Origin of the sequence: Streptomyces sp. NPDC056347 (assembly GCF_042262625.1) — a bacterium.
Lineage (GTDB): Bacteria > Actinomycetota > Actinomycetes > Streptomycetales > Streptomycetaceae > Streptomyces.
The window spans coordinates 1-20,553 of sequence record NZ_JBHJQP010000150.1 but is presented as its reverse complement, the minus strand read 5'-3'; the positions used below and the strand labels follow the sequence as shown (position 1 = coordinate 20,553).

Sequence of the window (20,553 nt, the reverse complement as noted above, 5' to 3'; positions counted from 1 at the left end):
GAGAGCCCTCGCGGGGTCCTCCGAGCGCCCTTCCGGCAAGCGGTGGTGGCGGCCCGTCAGCCGTTCTTGATGCGGTTGGTGAGCTCGGTGACCTGGTTGTAGATGGAGCGTCGCTCCGCCATCAGCGCACGGATCTTCCGGTCCGCGTGCATCACCGTCGTATGGTCCCGGCCGCCGAACTGGGCGCCGATCTTGGGCAGCGAGAGGTCGGTCAGCTCCCGGCAGAGGTACATGGCGATCTGGCGGGCCGTCACCAGCACACGGCTGCGCGAGGTTCCGCAGAGGTCGTCCACCGTGAGGCCGAAGTAGTCCGCGGTGGAGGCCATGATGGCCGCCGCCGTGATCTCCGGGGCCGAGTCCTCGCCGCCCGGGATCAGGTCCTTCAGCACATGCTCGGTCAGCCCGAGGTCCACCGGCTGGCGGTTGAGGCTGGCGAAGGCCGTGACCCGGATCAGCGCCCCCTCGAGCTCCCTGATGTTCCGGGAGATGCGGGAGGCGATGAACTCCAGCACCTCCGGCGGCGCGTTGAGCTGCTCCTGCACCGCCTTCTTACGGAGGATCGCGATCCGCGTCTCCAGCTCGGGCGGCTGCACATCGGTGGTCAGTCCCCACTCGAACCGGTTGCGCAGCCGGTCCTCCAGGGTCACCAGCTGCTTGGGCGGCCGGTCGGAGGAGAGCACGATCTGCTTGTTGGCGTTGTGGAGCGTGTTGAAGGTGTGGAAGAACTCCTCCTGCGTCGACTCCTTGCTCGCCAGGAACTGGATGTCGTCGACGAGCAGGATGTCCACGTCGCGGTAACGCTTGCGGAAGGTGTCGCCCTTGCCGTCGCGGATCGAGTTGATGAACTCGTTGGTGAACTCCTCGGAGCTCACGTACCGCACCCGGGTCCCCGGATAGAGGCTGCGGGCGTAGTGGCCGATCGCGTGCAGCAGATGGGTCTTGCCGAGCCCGGACTCCCCGTAGATGAAGAGCGGGTTGTACGCCTTGGCCGGGGCCTCGGCGACCGCGACCGCCGCGGCGTGCGCGAACCGGTTGGACGCGCCGATGACAAAGGTGTCGAAAAGGTACTTGGGATTCAGTCGGGCCGCGGGCTCGCCCGCACCGGGCGTGGGCGCGGACTGCGAGCCCATCGGGCCGGGCATGCCGCCGGGGCGGCCGGTCCCGGCGCCCGGCCGGTGCTGCGGCTGGGGTTCGGGCAGGTCACGGGCGTCCGAACGCTGCGGCTCGTACCCCTGGCGCTCGGGCTGCTGCGGCTCGTAGCCCTGGCGCTCGGGCTGCTGCTCGTACCCGGCGCGCTCCGGCGGCTGCGGGCGGTAGTCGTGCTGCGGCTGCTGGGGACGACCGCCGCCGTACGGCTCGCGCCACTGCTCCGCGGGGGCCTCGCGGTCCTGGAATCCGCCGAGCCTGGGCTGCTGCCAGGAGAGGTCCTCCCCGGTGCGCGGCCACGCTCCGGGCTCGGGACGCTGCTGCTGGTAGTCCGGGTAGGCGGGACGGGCGGTCGGCATTCCGTCGTCGGAGGGCCGGTGCCCGTAGCCGTCGTACGCGTCGGGGTGCTGGCGCTCGTCGTGCTGCGGCCCCTGGTAGCGGTGCTGCTGGGGCTGCTGCATCGGGGGCGCGGGCGGGCTCGGCGGTTCGCCCGCGGAGTCGTCGACGGTGATCGCGATGCGGATCGGGCGGCCGCACTCGCGGCTCAGCGTCTCACTGATGAGCGGCGCGAGCCGGCCCTCCAGGACGCGCTTGCCCCACTCGTTGGGGACGGCGAGCAGCGCGGTGTCGGCGACCAGCGCGAGCGGCTGGCAGCGCTCGATCCACTGCTTGTCCTTCGGCTCGATGCCTTGCTGGCCTTCTCCGAGGAGATGCTCGAGCACGCGTGGCCACACTGCGGCAAGATCGGCAGGTACGTCAGCCACAGGGCACGCTCTCTCGCTGGTCCCACGAAAATGTGTGGTTCTCGGGACGGGACGGGTGGGGACCGGCAGGCAGGAAGAAAAGACCGGAACTCAGCCACGGTAGTCAGGGCGACCCGCGTGGTTCAAGTTGTTGTCCACAGCCTGTGCACAGTGGGGGGTGCTGGGGAGCCGGTTTGACCGAATGGCGCAGCCGCGCGTACCGTGACCAGGTCGAGTTGTCGATGGCTGCTGCCGCCTGCCTCCGATGGGCAAAGATCACGATCTGTGATTGTGAAGCGGTGCACTAGAGCGTTTACGCGAGTCTCTCGTGGGCGCACGGTGACAGCCAGGCGATGTCCCGCCAACACACGAGTCATTTCTGGAGCCCCCTAGTGAGCAAGCGCACCTTCCAGCCGAACAACCGTCGTCGCGCGAAGACCCACGGCTTCCGGCTGCGCATGCGCACCCGTGCCGGCCGCGCGATTCTCGCGTCCCGCCGTGGCAAGGGTCGCGCCAACCTGTCCGCCTGATCGCTTTAACAGGTCATGACGTGCTGCCTACCGAGAATCGGCTGAGGCGGCGCGAGGACTTCGCGACCGCAGTACGCCGAGGACGCAGGGCCGGCCGCCCGCTTCTCGTCGTCCATCTACGCAGCGGTGCAACGGACCCGCACGCGACTGGGGAGATCGCTCCCCCGCCGCGTGCGGGTTTCGTTGTCAGCAAAGCAGTGGGTGGAGCGGTCGTACGCACAGCGGTGAAGCGGAAGCTTCGCCATCTGGTCCGCGAACGGCTTGCCCTGCTGCCCCCCGGTAGCCTGGTTGTCGTACGAGCGCTGCCCGGAGCGGGCGACGCCGACCATGAACAGCTGGCCCGAGACCTGGACGCCGCGCTTGAGCGGCTGCTGGGAGGGGGCGCGCGATGAAGTACCCGTTGCTGGCTCTGATCAAGCTGTACCAGTGGACGATCAGCCCGCTTCTCGGGCCGGTGTGTCGTTACTACCCGTCGTGTTCCCACTATGGATTTACGGCGATCGACCGGCACGGAGCGATCAAAGGAACCGCGCTGACGGCCTGGCGCATCCTGCGGTGCAATCCGTGGTCACCCGGTGGCGTGGACTATGTTCCACCACGCAAACGTCCGCGTTGGCATGAGCTCCTGCGTAATGCCATGCGCGGTGGCAAGGGCGGGGACTCCGCCGCTGATGCGCCTGCCCGGGGATCGGTCTCCGAAGCCCCGAGCAAGGCCGCAGAGACTTCGCCCAATGCTCAAGGAGCCTGATTAGTGGACACGATTGCCAGTCTGTTCAGCTTTATCACCTGGCCTGTTTCCTGGGTCATCGTCCAGTTCCACAAGTTGTACGGGGCGATCTTCGGCCCTGACACCGGGTGGGCCTGGGGCCTGTCCATCGTGTCCCTGGTGGTGCTGATCCGGATCTGCCTGATCCCGCTGTTCGTCAAGCAGATCAAGTCGACCCGCAACATGCAGGTGCTCCAGCCGAAGATGAAGGCGATCCAGGAGCGCTACAAGAACGACAAGCAGCGTCAGTCCGAAGAGATGATGAAGCTGTACAAGGAGACGGGCACCAACCCGCTCTCCTCGTGCCTTCCCATCCTGGCGCAGTCGCCGTTCTTCTTCGCCCTGTACCACGTGCTGTCGGCCATCGCCTCGAACAAGAAGATCGGCGTCATCGACCAGACGCTGCTCGACAGCGCCCGTCAGGCCCACATCTTCGGCGCTCCGCTGGCCGCGAAGTTCATGAACAGCTCGGAGGACGTCGCCGCTCTCGGCGCCTCCCTGACCGATGTCCGGGTCGTCACCGCGATCATGATCGTGATGATGTCGGCCTCGCAGTTCTTCACCCAGCGCCAGCTGATGACGAAGAACGTCGACCTGACGGTCAAGACGCCGTACATGAGCCAGCAGAAGATGCTGATGTACATCTTCCCGGTGATCTTCGCCGTCATGGGCATCAACTTCCCCGTCGGTGTCCTCGTCTACTGGCTGACCACCAACGTCTGGACCATGGGTCAGCAGATGTACGTGATCAACCAGAACCCGACCCCGGGCAGCAAGGCGCAGGACCAGTACCTCACCCGTCTGCTGAAGAGCGTCACCACGCACGGCGAGGTCCGCGGCCGGACCCGGCGCAACACCGTCAAGCGGATCGTGGCCAAGGGGCCGGACCGCAACGACATCGAGCGGAAGTTCGTCACCGGGCTGGCCAAGCTGGGCTTCGCCCCCCAGGAGGACGGCGCGGTGATCAAGAGCGATACCGCCGAGGCCGAGGCCGAGAGCGGAGCCGCGCAGCGGCGCCAGCAGCCCAAGCGCCAGTCCAAGGCCCAGCGCCAGACCGGTGTCACGCAGCCGGGAGCCAAGGACGCCGGTTCCACCACGTCCAAGACCTCCCTCCAGAAGCAGGACGAGAAGTCCACTCCGGACGAGAAGTCCAAGCAGGACGAGAAGCCCAAGTCGCCGAGCAGGGCCTCGTCCGGCTCCTCACGCCAAGCCAAGTCCGGGCAGCGCAAGGGCCCGCAGCGGCCCAAGCACCCGTCCAAGAAGTAAGAAGGAGTCCATCCGTGACGGAAGGCACCACCTCCACGGCCGCTGAGGGCAGCGACACCCTGACCCGCCTCGAGCAGGAGGGCGAGATCGCGGCGGACTACCTCGAGGGCCTGCTCGACATCGCCGACCTCGACGGCGACATCGACATGGACGTCGAGGCGGACCGTGCCGCGGTCTCGATCATCAGCGACTCGGCGCGTGAACTGCAGAAGCTCGTGGGCCGCGACGGTGAGGTGCTGGAGGCGCTCCAGGAGCTGACGCGGCTGGCCGTTCACCGGGAGACCGGGGACCGCAGCCGGCTGATGCTGGACATCGCGGGCTTCCGGGCCAAGAAGCGTGCGGAGCTCGCCGCTCTGGGCGCGAAGGCCGCGGACGAGGTCAAGAGCACCGGCCAGCCGGTGAAGCTGGACCCGATGACGCCGTTCGAGCGCAAGGTCGTGCACGACGCGGTCGCGGCCGCGGGTCTGCGCAGCGAGTCCGAGGGCGAGGAGCCGGAGCGCTTCGTCGTCGTCCTCCCGGCCTGACCGGACCCCAGTTCTGTCGGCCCCGTCTGTTCGCAGACGGGGCCGATCTTTGTCAGCCTGATAGTCAGCCACCCACAGCGCGGTAGTGCGTATGGAAGGACGGTCCCCGTGACGACGGAAGTAGAGCTTCCCGAGGCACCCCCAGGGGCGCGGGCAGTTTTCGGCGACTTCTTCCCGGAGGCTGTTCGGTACGCCGAACTGCTGGCCGATGCCGGAGTGAAGCGCGGGCTGATCGGCCCGCGCGAGGTACCGAGGCTGTGGGAGCGGCACCTGCTGAACTGCGCCGTGCTCTCCGAGGTCGTGCCCGAGGGGGTCACGGTCTGCGACGTGGGTTCCGGTGCGGGCCTGCCCGGAATCCCGCTTGCGCTCGTACGCCCCGATCTCAAGATCACGTTGCTGGAGCCCCTGCTCCGGCGCACCAACTTCCTCCAGGAGGTCGTGGAGCTGCTGGGCCTCGACCACGTGACGGTGGTACGCGGCCGGGCCGAGGAGGTCCTGGGGTCGCTCCAGCCGGTGCATGTGGTGACCGCTCGAGCCGTCGCACCGCTCGACCGGCTGGCGGGCTGGGGCGTTCCACTGCTCCGTCCGTACGGAGAGATGCTCGCGCTCAAGGGCGACACCGCAGAGGAAGAGATCAATGGGGCGCGCTCCGCGCTGAGCAAGCTCGGTGTGGTGGAGACCGAGGTTCTGCATGTCGGGGAGGGCATCGTCGACCCGATGTCCACGGTGGTGCGGGTGGTCGTCGGTGAGAGCCCCGGGGGTGTGAGGTTCGCCGCGAAGCGTGCCAAGGCCGCGAGGACGAGCCGTGCGAGGCGCCGTCGCTGAACCGGATGCGGAGTGTCGTGCCCCTGCGGTCTGGCCGCAGGGGCATCGTGTTTCACGTGAAACGTCGCTCTCTGCTGCAAGGAATCATCCGCCGCGGTGGCGAGACTGCCGCGCCGAGGCATCGCAGACCCGTTAGGGCTACGGAGTTGTCCACAGATGTGGATTCATCCACAGAAGAGCGGGCCTCGCTGGTTCACGGCCCCGAAAGCATGGCAGGCTCTGTTCATTGCGAGCCTGAAGTCGAGGAGAGTGAATCCTTGCGGTCCGACGCCAACATCGCGGGACCGATGACCGATCCGGTCCCCGGTCCCAGAACCGAATCGGCGGGGGACGGTGTTTCACGTGAAACACCGCCGCCGATGGACGACACACCCATCGGTCGCGCGGCCCAGCTGGCGGTCCAGGCTCTTGGCCGCGCCGGCGCGGGGCTGCCCCGTCCTGACCGGACGCGGGTCATGGTGGTGGCCAACCAGAAGGGCGGAGTGGGCAAGACGACCACGACGGTCAACCTTGCCGCCTCGCTCGCGCTGCACGGCGCACGCGTTCTGGTGGTCGACCTCGATCCGCAGGGGAATGCCTCCACGGCTCTGGGGATCGATCACCACGCCGAAGTTCCCTCCATCTATGACGTGCTGGTGGACAGCAGACCGCTCTCCGAAGTGGTCCAGCCCGTCCCCGACGTCGAGGGCCTTTTCTGCGCCCCTGCCACCATCGATCTCGCCGGTGCGGAGATCGAGCTGGTGTCCCTGGTGGCGCGGGAGAGCCGGCTTCAGCGGGCGATCCAGGCGTACGAGCAGCCGCTGGACTACATCCTCATCGACTGCCCGCCGTCGCTCGGTCTGCTGACGGTCAACGCCCTGGTCGCCGGCGCAGAGGTGCTGATCCCCATCCAGTGCGAGTACTACGCGCTGGAGGGCCTGGGGCAGCTGCTGCGCAATGTGGACCTGGTGCGGGGGCATCTCAACCCCGACCTCCACGTGTCGACGATCCTGCTCACCATGTACGACGGCAGGACCCGGCTTGCCTCGCAGGTCGCGGAGGAGGTGCGCAGTCACTTCGGCAAGGAGGTGCTGCGTACGAACATTCCGCGGTCGGTGCGGATCTCGGAGGCCCCCAGCTACGGGCAGACCGTGCTGACCTACGATCCGGGCTCCAGCGGATCACTGTCGTACCTCGAAGCGGCACGTGAGATCGCCCTGCGGGGCGTCGGCATCCATTACGAGGCCCAGCATGCCCAGCCGGGCAGCGGAAACGGCCAGCAGAGCATTTCGGAGGGGAACCAGTGAGCGAGCGTCGAAGAGGGTTGGGGCGTGGGCTGGGTGCCTTGATCCCCGCCGCTCCGCAGGAGAACCAGGCGTCGTCCACGGGATCGGGACCGGCCTCTGCGGGGATCGGCTCCATGACCACGGACGAGCGGGGGGTGGCTGCGGCGAAGCTGGCCACGCTCGGTGCCGTTCCGTTGGTGCCGGAGCCGAGCGCGCCGATTTCGGACTCGGTGGCGGCTGTCGGAACGGTGGGGCCTGCCGGGGCGTACTTCGCCGAGATTCCGGTCGACTCCATCAGCCCGAATCCTCAGCAGCCGCGCAAGACGTTCGACGAGGACGCGCTGGCCGAGCTGGTGACCTCCATCAAGGAGGTGGGCCTGCTCCAGCCCGTCGTCGTGCGGAAGACGGGACCGGAGAGCTACGAGCTCATCATGGGCGAGCGCCGCTGGCGGGCCCATCAGGCAGCTGAGCTGAAGCGGATTCCGGCGATCGTCCGGTCCACCGACGACGAGAAGCTTCTCCTGGACGCTCTTCTGGAGAATCTCCACCGGGCTCAGCTGAACCCCTTGGAGGAGGCGGCTGCGTACGACCAGTTGCTCAAGGACTTCAACTGCACCCATGACCAGCTGGCCGACCGGATCGGACGTTCCCGCCCGCAGGTGTCGAACACGCTGCGTCTGCTGAGGCTGTCGGGCCGGGTGCAGAGCAGGGTCGCGGCCGGGGTGCTGTCGGCCGGTCATGCGCGGGCGCTGCTGTCCGTGGCCGACCCTGAGGAGCAGGACCGACTGGCCGGCCGCATTGTGGCCGAGGGCCTCTCGGTGCGTGCGGTCGAGGAGATCGTGACGCTCATGGGTTCCAGCTCTGACAAGGCACCGGCCAAGCCGAAGGGGCCGAGGGCCGGGGGACGGGTGTCGCCCGCACTCTCCGAACTGGCCACGCGGCTGTCGGACCGTTTCGAGACCAGGGTGAAGGTCGACCTCGGTCAGAAGAAGGGGAAGATCGTCGTCGAGTTCGCGTCCATGGAGGACCTGGACCGCATTCTCGGCAGCCTCGCACCGGGCGAAGGGCGCGTACTGGAGCGGAGCCTCTCGGAGCAGTCCGCCGAAGAAGCCGACACGGAGCCCGCTGTGAAGAACGAAGGCTGATCCCGCCGACGGACTGTGGGGCGGGCCGCGTGCCGGTGGTTGCCGGATCGCGGCCCGCCCTTTGCATTGTCTCGGTGTCGGCGCCATGCCTGGGTGGATACGATGCGTTCTGGTACGGCACATCCAGGTTGAGACACCTCGGCAGGGAAGGCCGTGCGCGCAGCGAACGGAGTGTACCGACGGTCGCACGCGACGCGGCGGGCGAAGGAAGCGAGGAAAAGCCTTCATGGGGCGCCGACTCGTACCGCTCACACTGGACAATCTTTCCGACCTCCCCAGACGCTGCCGCTCCTGTGTCTTCTGGGAGCTCGATCCGGTCAGCGGGGAAGCCGCGGTAAAGGCAGGCACCCCCGAGCTGGCGAAGGAAGCCTGGATCTCGGCCGTTCTCCTGGAATGGGGATCGTGCGGCCGCGTGGTCTACGTCGACGATGTGCCGGTGGGCTTCGTCCTCTACGCGCCACCGGCCTATGTGCCACGCTCGACGGCGTTCCCCACCAGCCCCGTCTCCCCCGATGCGGTCCAGCTGATGACTGCCTGGATCCACCCGGGCTATCAGGGACAGGGGCTGGGGCGGGTCATGGTGCAGGCTGTCGCCAGGGATCTGCTCCGGCGAGGGTTCAAGGCGATCGAGGCCTTCGGCGACGCCCGGTGGAAGGCGCCCGCCTGTCTGCTTCCCGCGGGACATCTGCTGGCGGTCGGGTTCAAGACCGTACGGCCGCACCCCGTTCATCCGCGGCTGAGGCTGGAACTTCGGAACACGCTGTCCTGGAAGGAAGATGTCGAGCTGGCCCTCGATCGGCTGCTGGGCGCGGTGCAGAAGGAACCGGCGCTGCGGCCGCTGTGATCCGTGAGACCGGAGCAACGGAAACGGGTCCGTCCCCTCGGGGACGGACCCGTTTCACGTGAAACATTGCCCTTACTGGCCGATGAAGCTTTCGAGGTCGCGGAGGATCGCGGCCTTGGGCTTGGCACCGACGATGGTCTTCGCGACCTCGCCACCCTGGTAGACGTTCAGGGTCGGGATGGACATGACGCCGTACTTGGCGGCCGTGGCCGGGTTCTCGTCGATGTTGAGCTTGACGATCTCGATCTGGTCGCCGTGCTCGGCGGCGATGGCCTCCAGCGACGGAGCGATCTGGCGGCACGGTCCGCACCAGGCGGCCCAGAAGTCCACCAGCACGGGCTTCTCGCTCTTGAGGACGACCTCGTCGAAGGAGTCGTCGGTCACGTTCTTCAGGGCGCCGGCCACGGCGGCCTCCTTAACTGCTCGGGGTGTGTGGGGTACGAGGCGTGGTTCAGACGGTGGCCGCGGCGGCCTTCTCGTCGTCGGCGAGCGCAGCGAGGAAGCGCTCGGCGTCGAGAGCGGCGGAGCAGCCCGTGCCGGCAGCGGTGATGGCCTGCCGGTAGGTGTGGTCGACGACGTCACCGGCGCCGAAGACACCGGTCAGGTTCGTGCGCGTCGAGGGGGCGTCGACCTTGAGGTAGCCCTCCTCGTCCAGGTCGAGCTGGCCCTTGAAGAGCTCGGTGCGCGGGTCGTGGCCGACTGCGATGAACAGGCCGGTCACCGCGAGCTCAGAGGTCTCGCCGGTCTTGGTGTTCCGAAGGGTCAGGCCGGACAGCTTCTGGTCGCCGTGGACCTCGGCCACCTCGCTGTCCCAAGCGAACTTGATCTTCGGGTCGGCGAAGGCGCGCTCCTGCATCGCCTTCGAGGCGCGCAGTGTGTCGCGGCGGTGGACGATCGTGACCGACTTGGCGAAGCGCGAGAGGAAGGTCGCCTCCTCCATGGCCGTGTCCCCGCCGCCGACCACGGCGATGTCCTGGTCCTTGAAGAAGAAGCCGTCGCAGGTGGCGCACCAGGAGACACCGCGTCCGGAGAGGGCGTCCTCGTTGGGCAGACCGAGCTTGCGGTGCTGGGAGCCGGTCGTCACGATCACGGCCTTGGCGCGGTGCACCGTACCGGCCGTGTCGGTGACCGTCTTGATGTCACCGGTGAGGTCCACGGCGACGACATCGTCGGGGACGAGCTCGGCGCCGAAGCGCTCGGCCTGGGCGCGCATGTTGTCCATGAGCTCGGGGCCCATGATCCCGTCCTGGAAGCCCGGGAAGTTCTCCACGTCGGTGGTGTTCATCAGCGCGCCACCGGCGGTGACGGCACCCTCGAAAACCAGCGGCTTCAGCGAGGCGCGGGCGGTGTAAAGGGCGGCCGTGTAGCCCGCGGGGCCGGAGCCGATGATAATCACGTTACGGACGTCGCTCACGGGTTTCTTCCTCGTCTCTGCAGACTGCCTACTGTCCACGCCTACTGGGGTCGGTTCAACGACTCTCACCCCACCCAACGGATCCTACGGGGGATGCATTCCCACCGTGCCGAGGCGGCGTCCGGCGCGATGTTCAGGGACGCGCGTAGGTATGGGTCAGCAGCAGCGTGCCCATGCGCGTGGGCTCGTCACGGACGCAGGAGGCGTCGACCACATAGGCCTGGACCCGGCTCGCGTCGGACGGGTGAGGAAGGACGACCAGGAAGGCCGCCATCCCCTCGTAGGTGCCCTCCTCCAGGGCGAGGGCCGGGGCATCGCGTCCGGTGCCCCGTTCCACGCAGGGCGGCACGGAGACGGTGGGGGTACGCAGTGGTGTCTGGGCCTTCGTCCGTGAGTCCGCGGACGGTGCCTGCTTCCCGGAGCCCGTCCCCTCCGCCGACTTCGGCTGCTTCGTATCGGCGTTCCGCAGAAGGGACCGCACCCGGCCTTCGAGCGTGGACTCCGAGAAGTCTCCCTCGCCGGTTGTCCCGGGCCCGGTCCGGTGGTCCGCCGCCTTGACCGACGAGGAGCCGGGGGACGGCTGGACGCTCTGCAGCATGAAGACGCTCACGCCGACCACTGCTGCCCCGAGAGCGGCACCGAGCGCGGCGCGACGGCGGCGTCGTACGGGCCGACGGCCGGGACCTGTGGTTGCCCGGGGGTGTCCGGCAGGCCGGTCCGGGGAGCCGGTCTCCCCCTTCGGCTTCTGCGCTGCCGGTGTCTCCGCATCGGCGGACGGCGTCTCGGTTTCACGTGAAACCGACCCTGTTTCACGTGAAACATGTCCTGCCTCGGCGGCGAGCACGGCGTCGATGCGGGCGGCGATGTCGTCCGGCATGCGCTGCGGTGCGGGCACCGAGCCGAGCAGCTCGCGGATCTCGGTGAGGGAAGCACGGACCTCACCGCAGGGCTCGCAGCCGTCGACGTGCCCGCGTACCTCTGCCGCACGTGGTGGTGGGAGCAGGCCCTCCGCCAGATCGGAGATCTCCGTGACATCCGGATGCTGGGTCGTGCCGGTCGTCGATGTCATGTGCGCCCACCTCCGCCCTTCACTGCAGCAGGATCACTTGCGTCCGCGTCTCTCGGCCCCGATGCCGGTGGGACGGCCGCACGTGCCGTCCGGTTCCTTCTTGCCGCACTCCCATCGGCTCCCGACACCTCGCTGCGCAGGTGGGCCAGGAGCGGTGCCAGCCGGGCCCGTCCGCGCGCGCAGCGACTTTTCACGGTGCCCGTCGGAACGTCGAGGATGCGTGCTGCCTCGGCCACGGGATAGCCCTGCATGTCCACCAGGACGAGAGCGGCCCGTTGTTCGGCAGGAAGAGTGGCGAGCGCGGCCAGTAGTTCACGGTGGAGGTCCTGGCGCTCCGCCGGCGCCTCCGCGGATTCGTGCGGCTCGAGGAGTTGCTCGAACCGCTGGGCGTCGTCGACCGGCGCGGTCCTGCGGGAAGCCGCTTTGCGTACCCGGTCGAGACAGGCGTTGACGGTGATGCGGTGCAGCCAGGTGGTCACGGCGGACCGGCCCTGGAAGGTGTGGGCGGAGCGGAAGGCGGAGACCAGCGCGTCCTGGACGGCGTCCGCGGCTTCCTCGCGGTCGCCCAGGGTCCGTATCGCCACGGCCCACAGGCGGTCACGATGGCGCCGTACGAGCTCGCCGAAGGCGTCCGGTTCTCCGGCCACATGGCGAGCGAGGAGGTCTGAGTCGCTGAGCGGTTCCGACGGCTCGGAGGCCACCTCCCCTCCCTCCCTCTCACTGCGTCACGGTGCGTCTGTCTATCACGATTCGCGTGGGCGGGGGCAGGGGGCGGAAGGGCTCGGACCGGCACGGAGGAAGGCCGGCTTCCGGCAAGCGCCGGGCCCCGGACGTGCGAAAGGCCGGTGAGGCGTGTCCCTCACCGGCCTTTCGTGTCACTTGAGTACGGAGATCTCCGAGATCCCGCCGCGGTAGCCGCCTGTTCCGTCGGACGGCAGCTCGGTGATGTGGACCAGGACGTAGCGGGTCCGCACCGGCTTGTCCAAGGTCTTCTTCAGCTCGTTCCCCGTGGTCCCGAGCTGGACGAGGTGCTGCGGGAAGTCCGCGAGCGACGAGGGGGCGGAGGCGTCGGCACCGGCCGCGAGTACCTCCACCTTCTGCCCGCTGCGGTACATCTGGACCTCGATGGCGGAGACGTCCTGGACGCTGCCGAGGTCGACGACGATGCCGCTGCCGTCCTTGCGGGCCGGAAGGTTTCCGAAGTTCGCGAAGCCCTGGTAGCGGTAGGTGACCCACGCGGTGCCCGCGTCGCCGTCGATGGTCTTCGGGGCGTCCTTCTGCTTCATGCCCGAGCCGTTGGGCATGAACTCCGTCGCACCGGCGATCTGCAACGGCTTGGGCGGGGCCGGGGCCTTCTCGTTGCCGTCCTTGGGCGGAGTCTGTGTCGTTTCCTCGGACCCCGAGTCCTTGATGCGGTTGATCAGAGTCTCGGCGAGCTGCCAGCTGCCGAGACCCAGCGCGGCGATGAGCAACGCGGACACGGCCCACTTGAGTGCCTTGCCGGTGCGGCTCTGGAGCGGCGGGGGAGGCACGACGACGGGCTGCGGCGCGACCGCCGGCCCGGCCGGGGGACGGCCGTAGGAACCCTGCTGGTAGCTGGTGCGCTGGTACTCCGGAGGCGCCGTGAAGACGGGCTCCGGAGGGCGGATGCGAGGCATCGCCGCCACGGCCTTGGCGAGCTCGTCCGGCGTGGTGCACGGCTGTTCCTGCCGGGAGGCGGTGGCGCCGTCGTTGGCGAGCGCGCGCATCGCCAGCTCGGAGAGGCCGCGGTGGACCCCGGCCCGCACCTGGTCGGGGGCGATCAGGCCCACGCCCTTGGGCAGGCCGGTCAGGCCGTACGCGTCGTTCTCGTACGGCCAGCGGTGGGTCAGCGCGGCGTAGAGCAGCGCACCGATCGCCTCGGTGTCGGTCCGCTGGGGGCCCTCGGCGGTGATCCCGCGCAGGGCGGCGTTCACCGCGAGACCGCGGATCCGGTACTGCCCGGTCGAGCTCCGCAGCACCGCCCCGGGGGTGAGTCTCAGATGGGCGAGGCCCTCCCGGTGCGCCGCTGCCATGGCCTGGGAGACCTGGCTGACGAGCTGGTACGCGTCGTGCGCGTCCATCGGGCCCGCGGCCAGCAGCGAGGTGAGCTCGGTGGCGTCGGGAAGCCATTCGTGGACGACGTAGACGAGGTCGTCCTCCTCCACCGCGTCGAGCACCTGCACGAAGCGCGGGTCGCCGAGCAACGCGGCGGAGCGGGCCGCGGCCAGCACGGAGCGGGCCCGTGGGTGATCCGCGGGGAGCAGATGGACGCCCACCGCCCGGCGCAGCTTCTCGTCGACCGCGCGCCAGCTGCTGAAGCCGTCCAGCCGGGTGACGCACTCCTCCAGCCGGTAGCGCTTGGCGAGCTTGTGCCCGCTGTGAAGGTCGGGGGCGTCCAGAGAGGTCTCGGAACCGACGTGCTCACCATCCGTGTCCTGCGGCTTCGTGCCTGCGGTGTCCTGGGCTTCCGTCGTCCCGTCGGTCGTGGTCTCGTCCGCCTTGGCGGCCAGCGGCTCATCGCCGCTGTTGTCGGCCACGTCGACGGCAGCCGTGCTACGTTCCGCCACCGTCGTTCCTGCCTCCCCATCCGTTGCGCGATGCCAGCCAGCTCTGCACAGTTACGCCAATTGTGCCCACACTCCGGCGCTATGCACGACACACCAGGGGCGGTGATGGTTGTGCGGCCGGTGTTCCTCAGCGGCCGAGCCGCCCCCGGACCATGCCGACCATGCCGTTGATCTCCTCGATCCGCATCCGCTTGGCGGCGACGAAGAAGACCCCGAGCAGTACGGCCCCGCCGCAGATCAGCGCGGCCAGCGAACCGAGGGCGCCCTGGCCGAGCCCCGCCAGAACAGCGAATCCCACGCCGCCGCCGAGGACCGCTGCCGGAACCGCGGCCAGGCACAGCCGGGCGTAGGTCCGTACGACATGGGCGCCGTCCAGGTCGCCGCCCAGGCGGTTGCGCAGCCGCCGCCAGGCGACGCCCACCCCGACGGCGTAGGCGAGACCGTACGCGGCGGCCATGCCGACGACCGCCCAGCGGGCGGGCAGGACCATGTAGCAGAGGGCCGAGGCGGCCGCGTTGACCGCGGCGACGATCACCGTGTTGTAGAAGGGCGTGCGGGTGTCCTCGTACGCGTAGAAGCCGCGCAGCACCACGTACTGCACCGAGTACGGGATCAGGCCGAGGGCGAAGGCCATGAGGATGAAGCCCATGGAGCGGGCGGCCTCGGGACCGGCGGAGGAGTACATGAGCGTGCACATCGGCAGGCCGAGTGCGAGGAAGGTGAAGGCCACCGGCACGATCGCGACGGCAGAGTTCCGCAGCCCCTGGGAGATGTCGTCGCGGACGGCGCCCGGATCATTGTCGTGGGCGGCGCGGGAGATCCGGGGCAGCAGGGCGGCCATGACGGAGACGGTGATGATCGCCTGCGGCATGCCCCAGATGAGCTGGGCGTTGGAGTAGGCGAGGAAGCCGGTGCCGTCCTTGCCGGACAGCTTGCCCGCCGAGGTCGCCAGCTGGGTGACGACGAGCACGCCCGCCTGGTTGGCCAGCACGAACAGGACGGTCCACTTGGCCAGCTTGACCGTCTTGCCGAGCCCGTGGCCCTTCCAGTCGAAGCGCGGGCGGAAGCGGAAACCGGCCTCGCGCAGGTACGGGATCATGGCCAGCGCCTGGACCACCAGGCCGAGCAGGGTGCCGATGCCCAGGAGCCGGACGCCCTCCGGCGGAATGGTCTGGACGCCCATCTTGGACTCGGCGGACGTTCCGTAGACCCAGATGAACATGCCGAACGTGAAGATCATCACGATGTTGTTGAGGACCGGGGTCCACATCATCGCGCCGAACTTGCCGCGGGCGTTGAGGATCTGGCCCATGACGACGTGCACGCCCATGAAGAAGATGGTCGGCAGGCAGTACCGGGCGAAGGTCACGGCGACGCTGTTGGCCGCCGCGTCGTTGGCGATCGTCGGCGACATCATGTGGATCAGCAACGGCGCGGCGAGGACCGCGATTGCGACGATCACGCCGAGCGCGACCATGACGAGAGTCAGCAGCCGGTTGGCGTAGGCCTCGCCGCCGTCCTCGTCGTCCTTCATGGAGCGGACGAGCTGGGGCACGAAGACCGAGTTGAGCCCGCCGCCCACGGTGAGGATGTAGATCATCGTGGGCAGGGTGTAGGCGATGGTGAAGCTGTCGCCGAGCAGGGCCGCACCGAGCGCGGCGGTCATGACGAGGGTGCGCACGAATCCGGTGAGCCGGGAGACGAGCGTGCCGGCCGCCATCAGCGCGCTGGACTTCAGTATCCCGGAGGCCCGCCCGCCGGACTTGGCCGGAGCGGGCGCCGGGGCCGGCTCGGGTTCCTGAGGCACGGGAGCGGATCCGGACGGTCCCTCCTGGTCGCGGAAGAGATGCGCGAAGGCGTCCGGCTGCTCCCCGTCCCGGGAGGCCTCGCTGACGAGGTCGTCCACCCCGACGTACTGGGTGGTCGCCGGGTGGTCGCCGTACGGCAGATGCCGCGAGGGGCCGTCGGGCTCGGGGGGCGGGGTCTGGGCCCAGATCCGCGGATCGGGCGGGTACTGCGCCGCGGGCGGCTGCTGGTAGAGCGGGTTGGGCTGCTGGTACGTGCCCGGGGGCGGCGGCGGGTGCGCTGCCCGGTCGTACAGCGCCTCGGTCACCGGGTCCTGGGCCGACGGGTCCTGCGCGCGGTAGGGGTCGCGGTCGTAGGCGTCCTGCAGGTACGGGTCGGGCGGCGGGACCTGGCCGGGGCCCGGAGGCGGCAGCGGGGGCCCGCCGGAGTGCCCGGCACCGCCCGCACCCTGACCGCGGTCACCGTCGTACGGCGCGTTCATCGAAACCCCACCTCATCGTCCCCGGCCGACCGGCCACGACAGACATCGCTCAACGTTCCACTTTCTCACCCGAGGACGAAGGCTCCCCGCTTTCCGGACCGGTGTCCGGAGTCGGGTCACTCGGCTGCTCGGGTTCCCCGCCGTCGTCCCCGGCGGCGCCGCCCGCGTTGGCGCGCTTGCGGTGGGTGTACATCCTGATGCCCGCGAGTACCAGGAGCAGCAGCCCGCCCGCGATCACCAGCAGCACGGTCGGGGTGAGCTCGGAGACCTTCACGGTGAAGGCCATCTCGTCGCCGTACGGTGTGCCGTCCTCGGTGTAGAGCTGCGCCGTCATCTGCACCTGGCCGTTGACGTTGGCCGCGGCGTCGAACTTCACGGACTGGCTGTGACCGGGGCCGATCCGGATCGGCTGCTCCGCCACCGCCCCGCCGTCGTTCAGCTTCAGCCGCGTCGCGTTCTCCGACTTCAGCCGGAGGACGAGGTGGTCCACGCCCTGCAGCAGCCTGTTCTGCACGGTCACCGGGATCGTGGCGCTGCGGCCGGACAGGGTGACGTCCGACTTCGAGATGAGCTGGACCTCGTTGACGAGGTCCTGGAGGTAGCCGCGCACCGAGTCCCGGTACAGCTGGGCCTCCAGCGGCCGCCCGCGCCAGGACGTCGACATCGAGCGGTTGAGCGCGTTGCCGAAGGGAGTCACCACCCGCTCGGGCTGGGTCAGGATGACCTGGAAACTGTTCAGCGAGGTCTGCGTGGACTTGATGTCCTGGAAGGCCTGGGTGGGCAGCTCCTGCCGACGGAGCTTCTTCGGGTACTGGGAGCCCCCGGGGACGTCCGTCGTCGCATCGGCGTCGGGCGTCGCGTCGGCCGCGTCGACCAGGCCGAGCGGCTGGGTCCAGCGTTCGTCGTCGAGTGCCTGCAAGGCTCGGGCCATCGACTGGGCCTGGGCCACGGAGGGCATCCGCTGCGGTGCGACGACGATGCTCCGCTCCTCGTCGGTGTCCTGCGCGGTCAGCGCGAGTGTCTGGGCGAGGAACTTCTGCACGGCGAGGGTGGAGTTCCCGGCCTTCGACATGTCGCCCTGGAACGCCGTGGAGAGCCGGGCGTCCGCGACGACCGCGGTGGTGCCGTTGCCGATCGGCCGGGCGGCCGTGGGGGTGTACGGCAGGTCGCCGGTCTCCTGGAGGCTGTCGCTGCGAGCGATCACCTTGTGGGCCCCGGCCGAGGTGGCGACATCGACGATCGACGGGTCGACCGCCCCGTCGACGGGCCAGGCGAAGTCGGTCGACGGCTTCACATGGAGGATGGTCTGCACCGTCGTGGCAGCCACTTCGGTGGCGGTCTGCAGATGGCTGAGGGTGCCGGAGACGTTCTTCCCGCGGTGCGCGAGGGAAGCGAGATCGGGGTCGGCGAACGGCAGGGCGACGACCCGCCCCTCCGACACCGCGGCTTCGAGGGCGGTGAGCCACTTCTTCGCGACCGCCTGGTTGGTCCCGGCCACGGTGGTGTCGCCGGACTTGACGCGGTAGCTCCCCGTCATCGCGTCGACACTGGCCAGCAGGTCCGGGTCGATCACCCAGGTCACCGGCAGCCCGCTGCCCAGCGAGACCAGCTGCTCCAGCCGCCCGCCGGGAGCCAGTTCGTCGGCCAGGCCGTCGTCCGCGAACACCGGCGTCTGCTGATCGTCGGTACCCGTCTCGGCGGTGACATGGGCCGACGCGACGAGCGGCCAGAGATAGGTGAGCTTCGTCCTGGAGCCGCGTTCCTCCTCCTGCCAGGGCAGGAAGGTGCGCTCGATCCCGAGCACCTGCTGGTACTGCGCCCGGGCGGTCTGCCCCGACAGGGAGACACCGAGCTGGTAGACCCCGTCGTCGCCGAGCCCGAGCTTGCCGACCGGGACGGACAGCGTGAAGTCCTGGCTGATCCCGGAGCGGAGTTTCGCGATCTTCACCGTGTACTTGCCGCCGAGCGGGGCGGGGTCGCTGCCGAAGGCGAAGCCGGTACGTGCGGCGGTGTTGTCGATCTGCGTCCGGCCGCCGAGCTTCGGGCCCACCCGCAGGTCGACCTCGGCGTCGGTGACGGTGTCCTTGCCCCGGTTGGTCACGGTGCCGGAGACGGTCAGGGTGTCCCCCTTGACCGGAGCGCTCGGAGCCAGGGTGTTCAGGGACACATCCACCGTCCTGGACCCGGTGGGGGCCTTGGCTGTGCTGCCGGCGGGAGCGGCGGACGCGGTAGGTCCGGCCAGCAGCGCCGCGAGGAGAGGTGCCCCGGTGACCAGGGCGGCCGTGCGCCGCAGCCACCGGCGGGCAGGAGAGGGAACGATCCCCTGGTTGTGTGCCGCCTCGGCCACGCGCCTACCCGTCCCTCGTCGTCGTCAGCTGGTGTCGATGCTTGTCGGTTGTTGCGTCCACGCATGGTAACGATGTACGCGGGCGTGAAGTGCTGGGGAGTTCGCTACATGATCGGAAGAGTCTCGCAGGGCGAGCCGTAACCAGGGCGACCGGGCCGGTCCGGGCACGTACCCTTTTCTGTTGTGTCGAACGCCAATGAAGACAGCTCCCGTGCCCTGACCCAGGTGCAGCACCGCGCAGTCAGTGAACTGCTGCGGGTGTCCCCGGTCGCCGACGACCTCGCTCGCCGTTTTCAGGACGCCGGGTTCAGTCTCGCGCTGGTCGGTGGTTCCGTCCGGGACGCCCTTCTCGGCAGGCTCGGGAACGACCTGGACTTCACGACCGACGCCCGCCCCGAGGCCGTCCTGAAGATCGTCCGGCCGTGGGCCGACGCGGTCTGGGAGGTCGGGATCGCCTTCGGCACCGTGGGCGCGCAGAAGGACGGTTACCAGATCGAGGTCACCACGTACCGGTCGGAGGCGTACGACCGGACCTCGCGCAAGCCCGAGGTCTCCTACGGTGACTCCATCGAGGAAGATCTCGTGCGCCGGGACTTCACGGTCAACGCGATGGCCGTCGCGCTCCCGCAGAAGGAGTTCGTCGATCCGTACGGCGGCCTCGACGACCTGGCGGCACGCGTCCTGCGCACCCCCGGAACGCCGGAGGAGTCGTTCTCCGACGACCCGCTGCGGATGCTGCGCGCCGCCCGCTTCGCGGCCCAGCTGGACTTCGACGTCGCTCCCGACGTGATCGCCGCGATGACGGAGATGGCCGGACGCATCGAGATCGTCTCCGCCGAGCGGGTCAGGGACGAGCTCAACAAACTGCTGCTCTCCTCGCACCCCCGCAAGGGCCTGTCCCTGCTCGTCGACACGGGGCTGGCGCAGCACGTGGTGCCGGAGCTCCCCGCCCTGCGGCTGGAAAGTGACGAGCATCACCGTCACAAGGACGTCTACGAGCACTCGCTGACCGTCCTGGAGCAGGCGATCGACCTGGAGAAGGACGGCCCCGACCTCACCCTGCGGCTGGCCGCTCTCCTCCACGACATCGGCAAGCCGCGGACCCGGCGCTTCGAGAAGGACGGGCGCGTCTCGTTCCATCACCACGAGGTGGTCGGGGCCAAGATGGTCAAGAAGCGGATGACCGCGCTCAAGTACTCCAACGACATGGTCAAGGACGTCTCGAAGCTGGTGGAGCTGCATCTGCGCTTCCACGGCTACGGTGACGGGGAGTGGACGGACTCCGCGGTCCGCCGGTACGTACGCGACGCCGGTCCGCTGCTGGAACGGCTGCACAAGCTGACCCGCTCGGACTGCACCACGCGGAACAGGCGCAAGGCCGCCGCGCTCTCCCGGACGTACGACGGTCTGGAGGAGCGCATCGCGCAGCTGCAGGAGCAGGAGGAGCTGGATGCGATCCGCCCCGACCTGAACGGCAACGAGATCATGAAGACCCTGGGTGTCGGTCCCGGCCCGGTGATCGGCAAGGCCTATGCGTTCCTGCTGGAGCTGCGGCTGGAGCACGGGCCGATGGGGCACGACGAGGCGGTCGAGAAGCTCAAGGAGTGGTGGGCCGCCCAGGACTAGGGTCTGAGGTTTCGTTCGGATCAGGCCGGTTCAAGGAGCGGACCACCGCCGCGATGGCCTGCCGGGCAGGTCGTGTTTCACGTGAAACACGACCCGTCCGGGGCGGAGGCGGGGGTTGGCCTGAGACAGCCGGCCGTTGGGGCGGGGGGGGCGGGGGGCCGGTGGCAA

At 69.1% G+C, this 20,553-nt stretch carries 18 protein-coding genes; 10 read left to right on the top strand and 8 right to left on the bottom strand.

Going from position 1 to position 20,553, the window contains the following annotated elements:
* Positions 1-56: 56 nt before the first annotated feature.
* Positions 57-1,910: a chromosomal replication initiator protein DnaA gene (gene dnaA / locus ACFCV8_RS27860; RefSeq protein ID WP_376688212.1), complete on the bottom strand. Its 1,854-nt coding sequence runs from the start codon at positions 1,908-1,910 to the stop codon at positions 57-59.
* A 371-nt stretch (positions 1,911-2,281) separates the two neighbouring features.
* On the opposite strand from dnaA, the gene rpmH reads away from it, so the two are divergent.
* The 9 genes from rpmH to ACFCV8_RS27815 all read left to right on the top strand — a co-directional run bounded on the left by rpmH (position 2,282) and on the right by ACFCV8_RS27815 (position 9,054).
* On the top strand, positions 2,282-2,419 hold the full coding sequence (rpmH, locus tag ACFCV8_RS27855) for a 50S ribosomal protein L34 (RefSeq protein ID WP_030930485.1): 138 nt from the start codon (positions 2,282-2,284) through the stop codon (positions 2,417-2,419).
* 20 nt (positions 2,420-2,439) lie between these two features.
* Positions 2,440-2,811: a ribonuclease P protein component gene (rnpA, locus tag ACFCV8_RS27850; protein WP_376688211.1), complete on the top strand. Its 372-nt coding sequence runs from the start codon at positions 2,440-2,442 to the stop codon at positions 2,809-2,811.
* Entirely contained in the window at positions 2,808-3,167 is a 360-nt protein-coding gene (gene yidD, locus ACFCV8_RS27845) for a membrane protein insertion efficiency factor YidD (RefSeq protein WP_376688210.1), read from the top strand. Before rnpA ends, yidD begins: the two co-directional genes overlap by 4 nt.
* 3 nt (positions 3,168-3,170) lie before the next feature.
* The gene (yidC, locus tag ACFCV8_RS27840; RefSeq protein ID WP_376688209.1) at positions 3,171-4,451 is read left to right on the top strand and encodes a membrane protein insertase YidC; all 1,281 of its coding nucleotides are present in this window, start codon (positions 3,171-3,173) and stop codon (positions 4,449-4,451) included.
* A gap of 14 nt (positions 4,452-4,465) precedes the next feature.
* A complete protein-coding gene (locus ACFCV8_RS27835) occupies positions 4,466-4,975 on the top strand; it encodes a R3H domain-containing nucleic acid-binding protein (protein ID WP_352274050.1) in 510 nt (169 codons plus the stop codon).
* Between the two features lie 108 nt (positions 4,976-5,083).
* Positions 5,084-5,800, top strand: a complete 717-nt coding sequence (rsmG, locus tag ACFCV8_RS27830) for a 16S rRNA (guanine(527)-N(7))-methyltransferase RsmG (RefSeq protein WP_376688208.1) — start codon at positions 5,084-5,086, stop codon at positions 5,798-5,800.
* A gap of 209 nt (positions 5,801-6,009) precedes the next feature.
* Positions 6,010-7,086: a ParA family protein gene (locus ACFCV8_RS27825; RefSeq protein ID WP_376688213.1), complete on the top strand. Its 1,077-nt coding sequence runs from the start codon at positions 6,010-6,012 to the stop codon at positions 7,084-7,086.
* Complete coding sequence (locus tag ACFCV8_RS27820) at positions 7,083-8,210, top strand: ParB/RepB/Spo0J family partition protein (RefSeq protein WP_376688207.1); 1,128 nt, start codon at positions 7,083-7,085, stop codon at positions 8,208-8,210. The genes ACFCV8_RS27825 and ACFCV8_RS27820 overlap by 4 nt, the downstream gene beginning before the upstream one ends.
* Positions 8,211-8,436: 226 nt before the next feature.
* Complete coding sequence (locus ACFCV8_RS27815) at positions 8,437-9,054, top strand: GNAT family N-acetyltransferase (protein WP_376688206.1); 618 nt, start codon at positions 8,437-8,439, stop codon at positions 9,052-9,054.
* Positions 9,055-9,126: 72 nt separating this feature from the next.
* Here ACFCV8_RS27815 and trxA read toward each other — a convergent pair whose 3' ends face one another.
* The 7 genes from trxA to ACFCV8_RS27780 all read right to left on the bottom strand — a co-directional run bounded on the left by trxA (position 9,127) and on the right by ACFCV8_RS27780 (position 18,759).
* Entirely contained in the window at positions 9,127-9,459 is a 333-nt protein-coding gene (trxA, locus tag ACFCV8_RS27810) for a thioredoxin (RefSeq protein ID WP_376688205.1), read from the bottom strand.
* Between the two features lie 46 nt (positions 9,460-9,505).
* Positions 9,506-10,468 (bottom strand): thioredoxin-disulfide reductase, encoded by a 963-nt coding sequence (trxB, locus tag ACFCV8_RS27805; protein ID WP_376688204.1) that lies wholly within the window; start codon positions 10,466-10,468, stop codon positions 9,506-9,508.
* Positions 10,469-10,601: 133 nt separating this feature from the next.
* Complete coding sequence (locus tag ACFCV8_RS27800; RefSeq protein ID WP_376688203.1) at positions 10,602-11,537, bottom strand: anti-sigma factor family protein; 936 nt, start codon at positions 11,535-11,537, stop codon at positions 10,602-10,604.
* The gene (sigM, locus tag ACFCV8_RS27795) at positions 11,534-12,238 is read right to left on the bottom strand and encodes an RNA polymerase sigma factor SigM (protein WP_376688202.1); all 705 of its coding nucleotides are present in this window, start codon (positions 12,236-12,238) and stop codon (positions 11,534-11,536) included. Before sigM ends, ACFCV8_RS27800 begins: the two co-directional genes overlap by 4 nt.
* Before the next feature lie 174 nt (positions 12,239-12,412).
* Positions 12,413-14,125 (bottom strand): protein kinase family protein, encoded by a 1,713-nt coding sequence (locus tag ACFCV8_RS27790; protein ID WP_376688201.1) that lies wholly within the window; start codon positions 14,123-14,125, stop codon positions 12,413-12,415.
* Positions 14,126-14,252: 127 nt separating this feature from the next.
* A complete protein-coding gene (gene murJ, locus ACFCV8_RS27785) occupies positions 14,253-16,412 on the bottom strand; it encodes a murein biosynthesis integral membrane protein MurJ (RefSeq protein WP_376688200.1) in 2,160 nt (719 codons plus the stop codon).
* 49 nt (positions 16,413-16,461) lie between these two features.
* Positions 16,462-18,759, bottom strand: a complete 2,298-nt coding sequence (locus tag ACFCV8_RS27780; protein WP_376688199.1) for a DUF6049 family protein — start codon at positions 18,757-18,759, stop codon at positions 16,462-16,464.
* Positions 18,760-18,942: 183 nt separating this feature from the next.
* Between ACFCV8_RS27780 and ACFCV8_RS27775 the strand changes: the two genes are divergently transcribed.
* Positions 18,943-20,385 carry a CCA tRNA nucleotidyltransferase gene (locus ACFCV8_RS27775; protein WP_376688198.1) on the top strand — a complete coding sequence of 481 codons (1,443 nt, stop codon included), beginning with the start codon at positions 18,943-18,945 and terminating at the stop codon, positions 20,383-20,385.
* Positions 20,386-20,553: the final 168 nt, after the last annotated feature.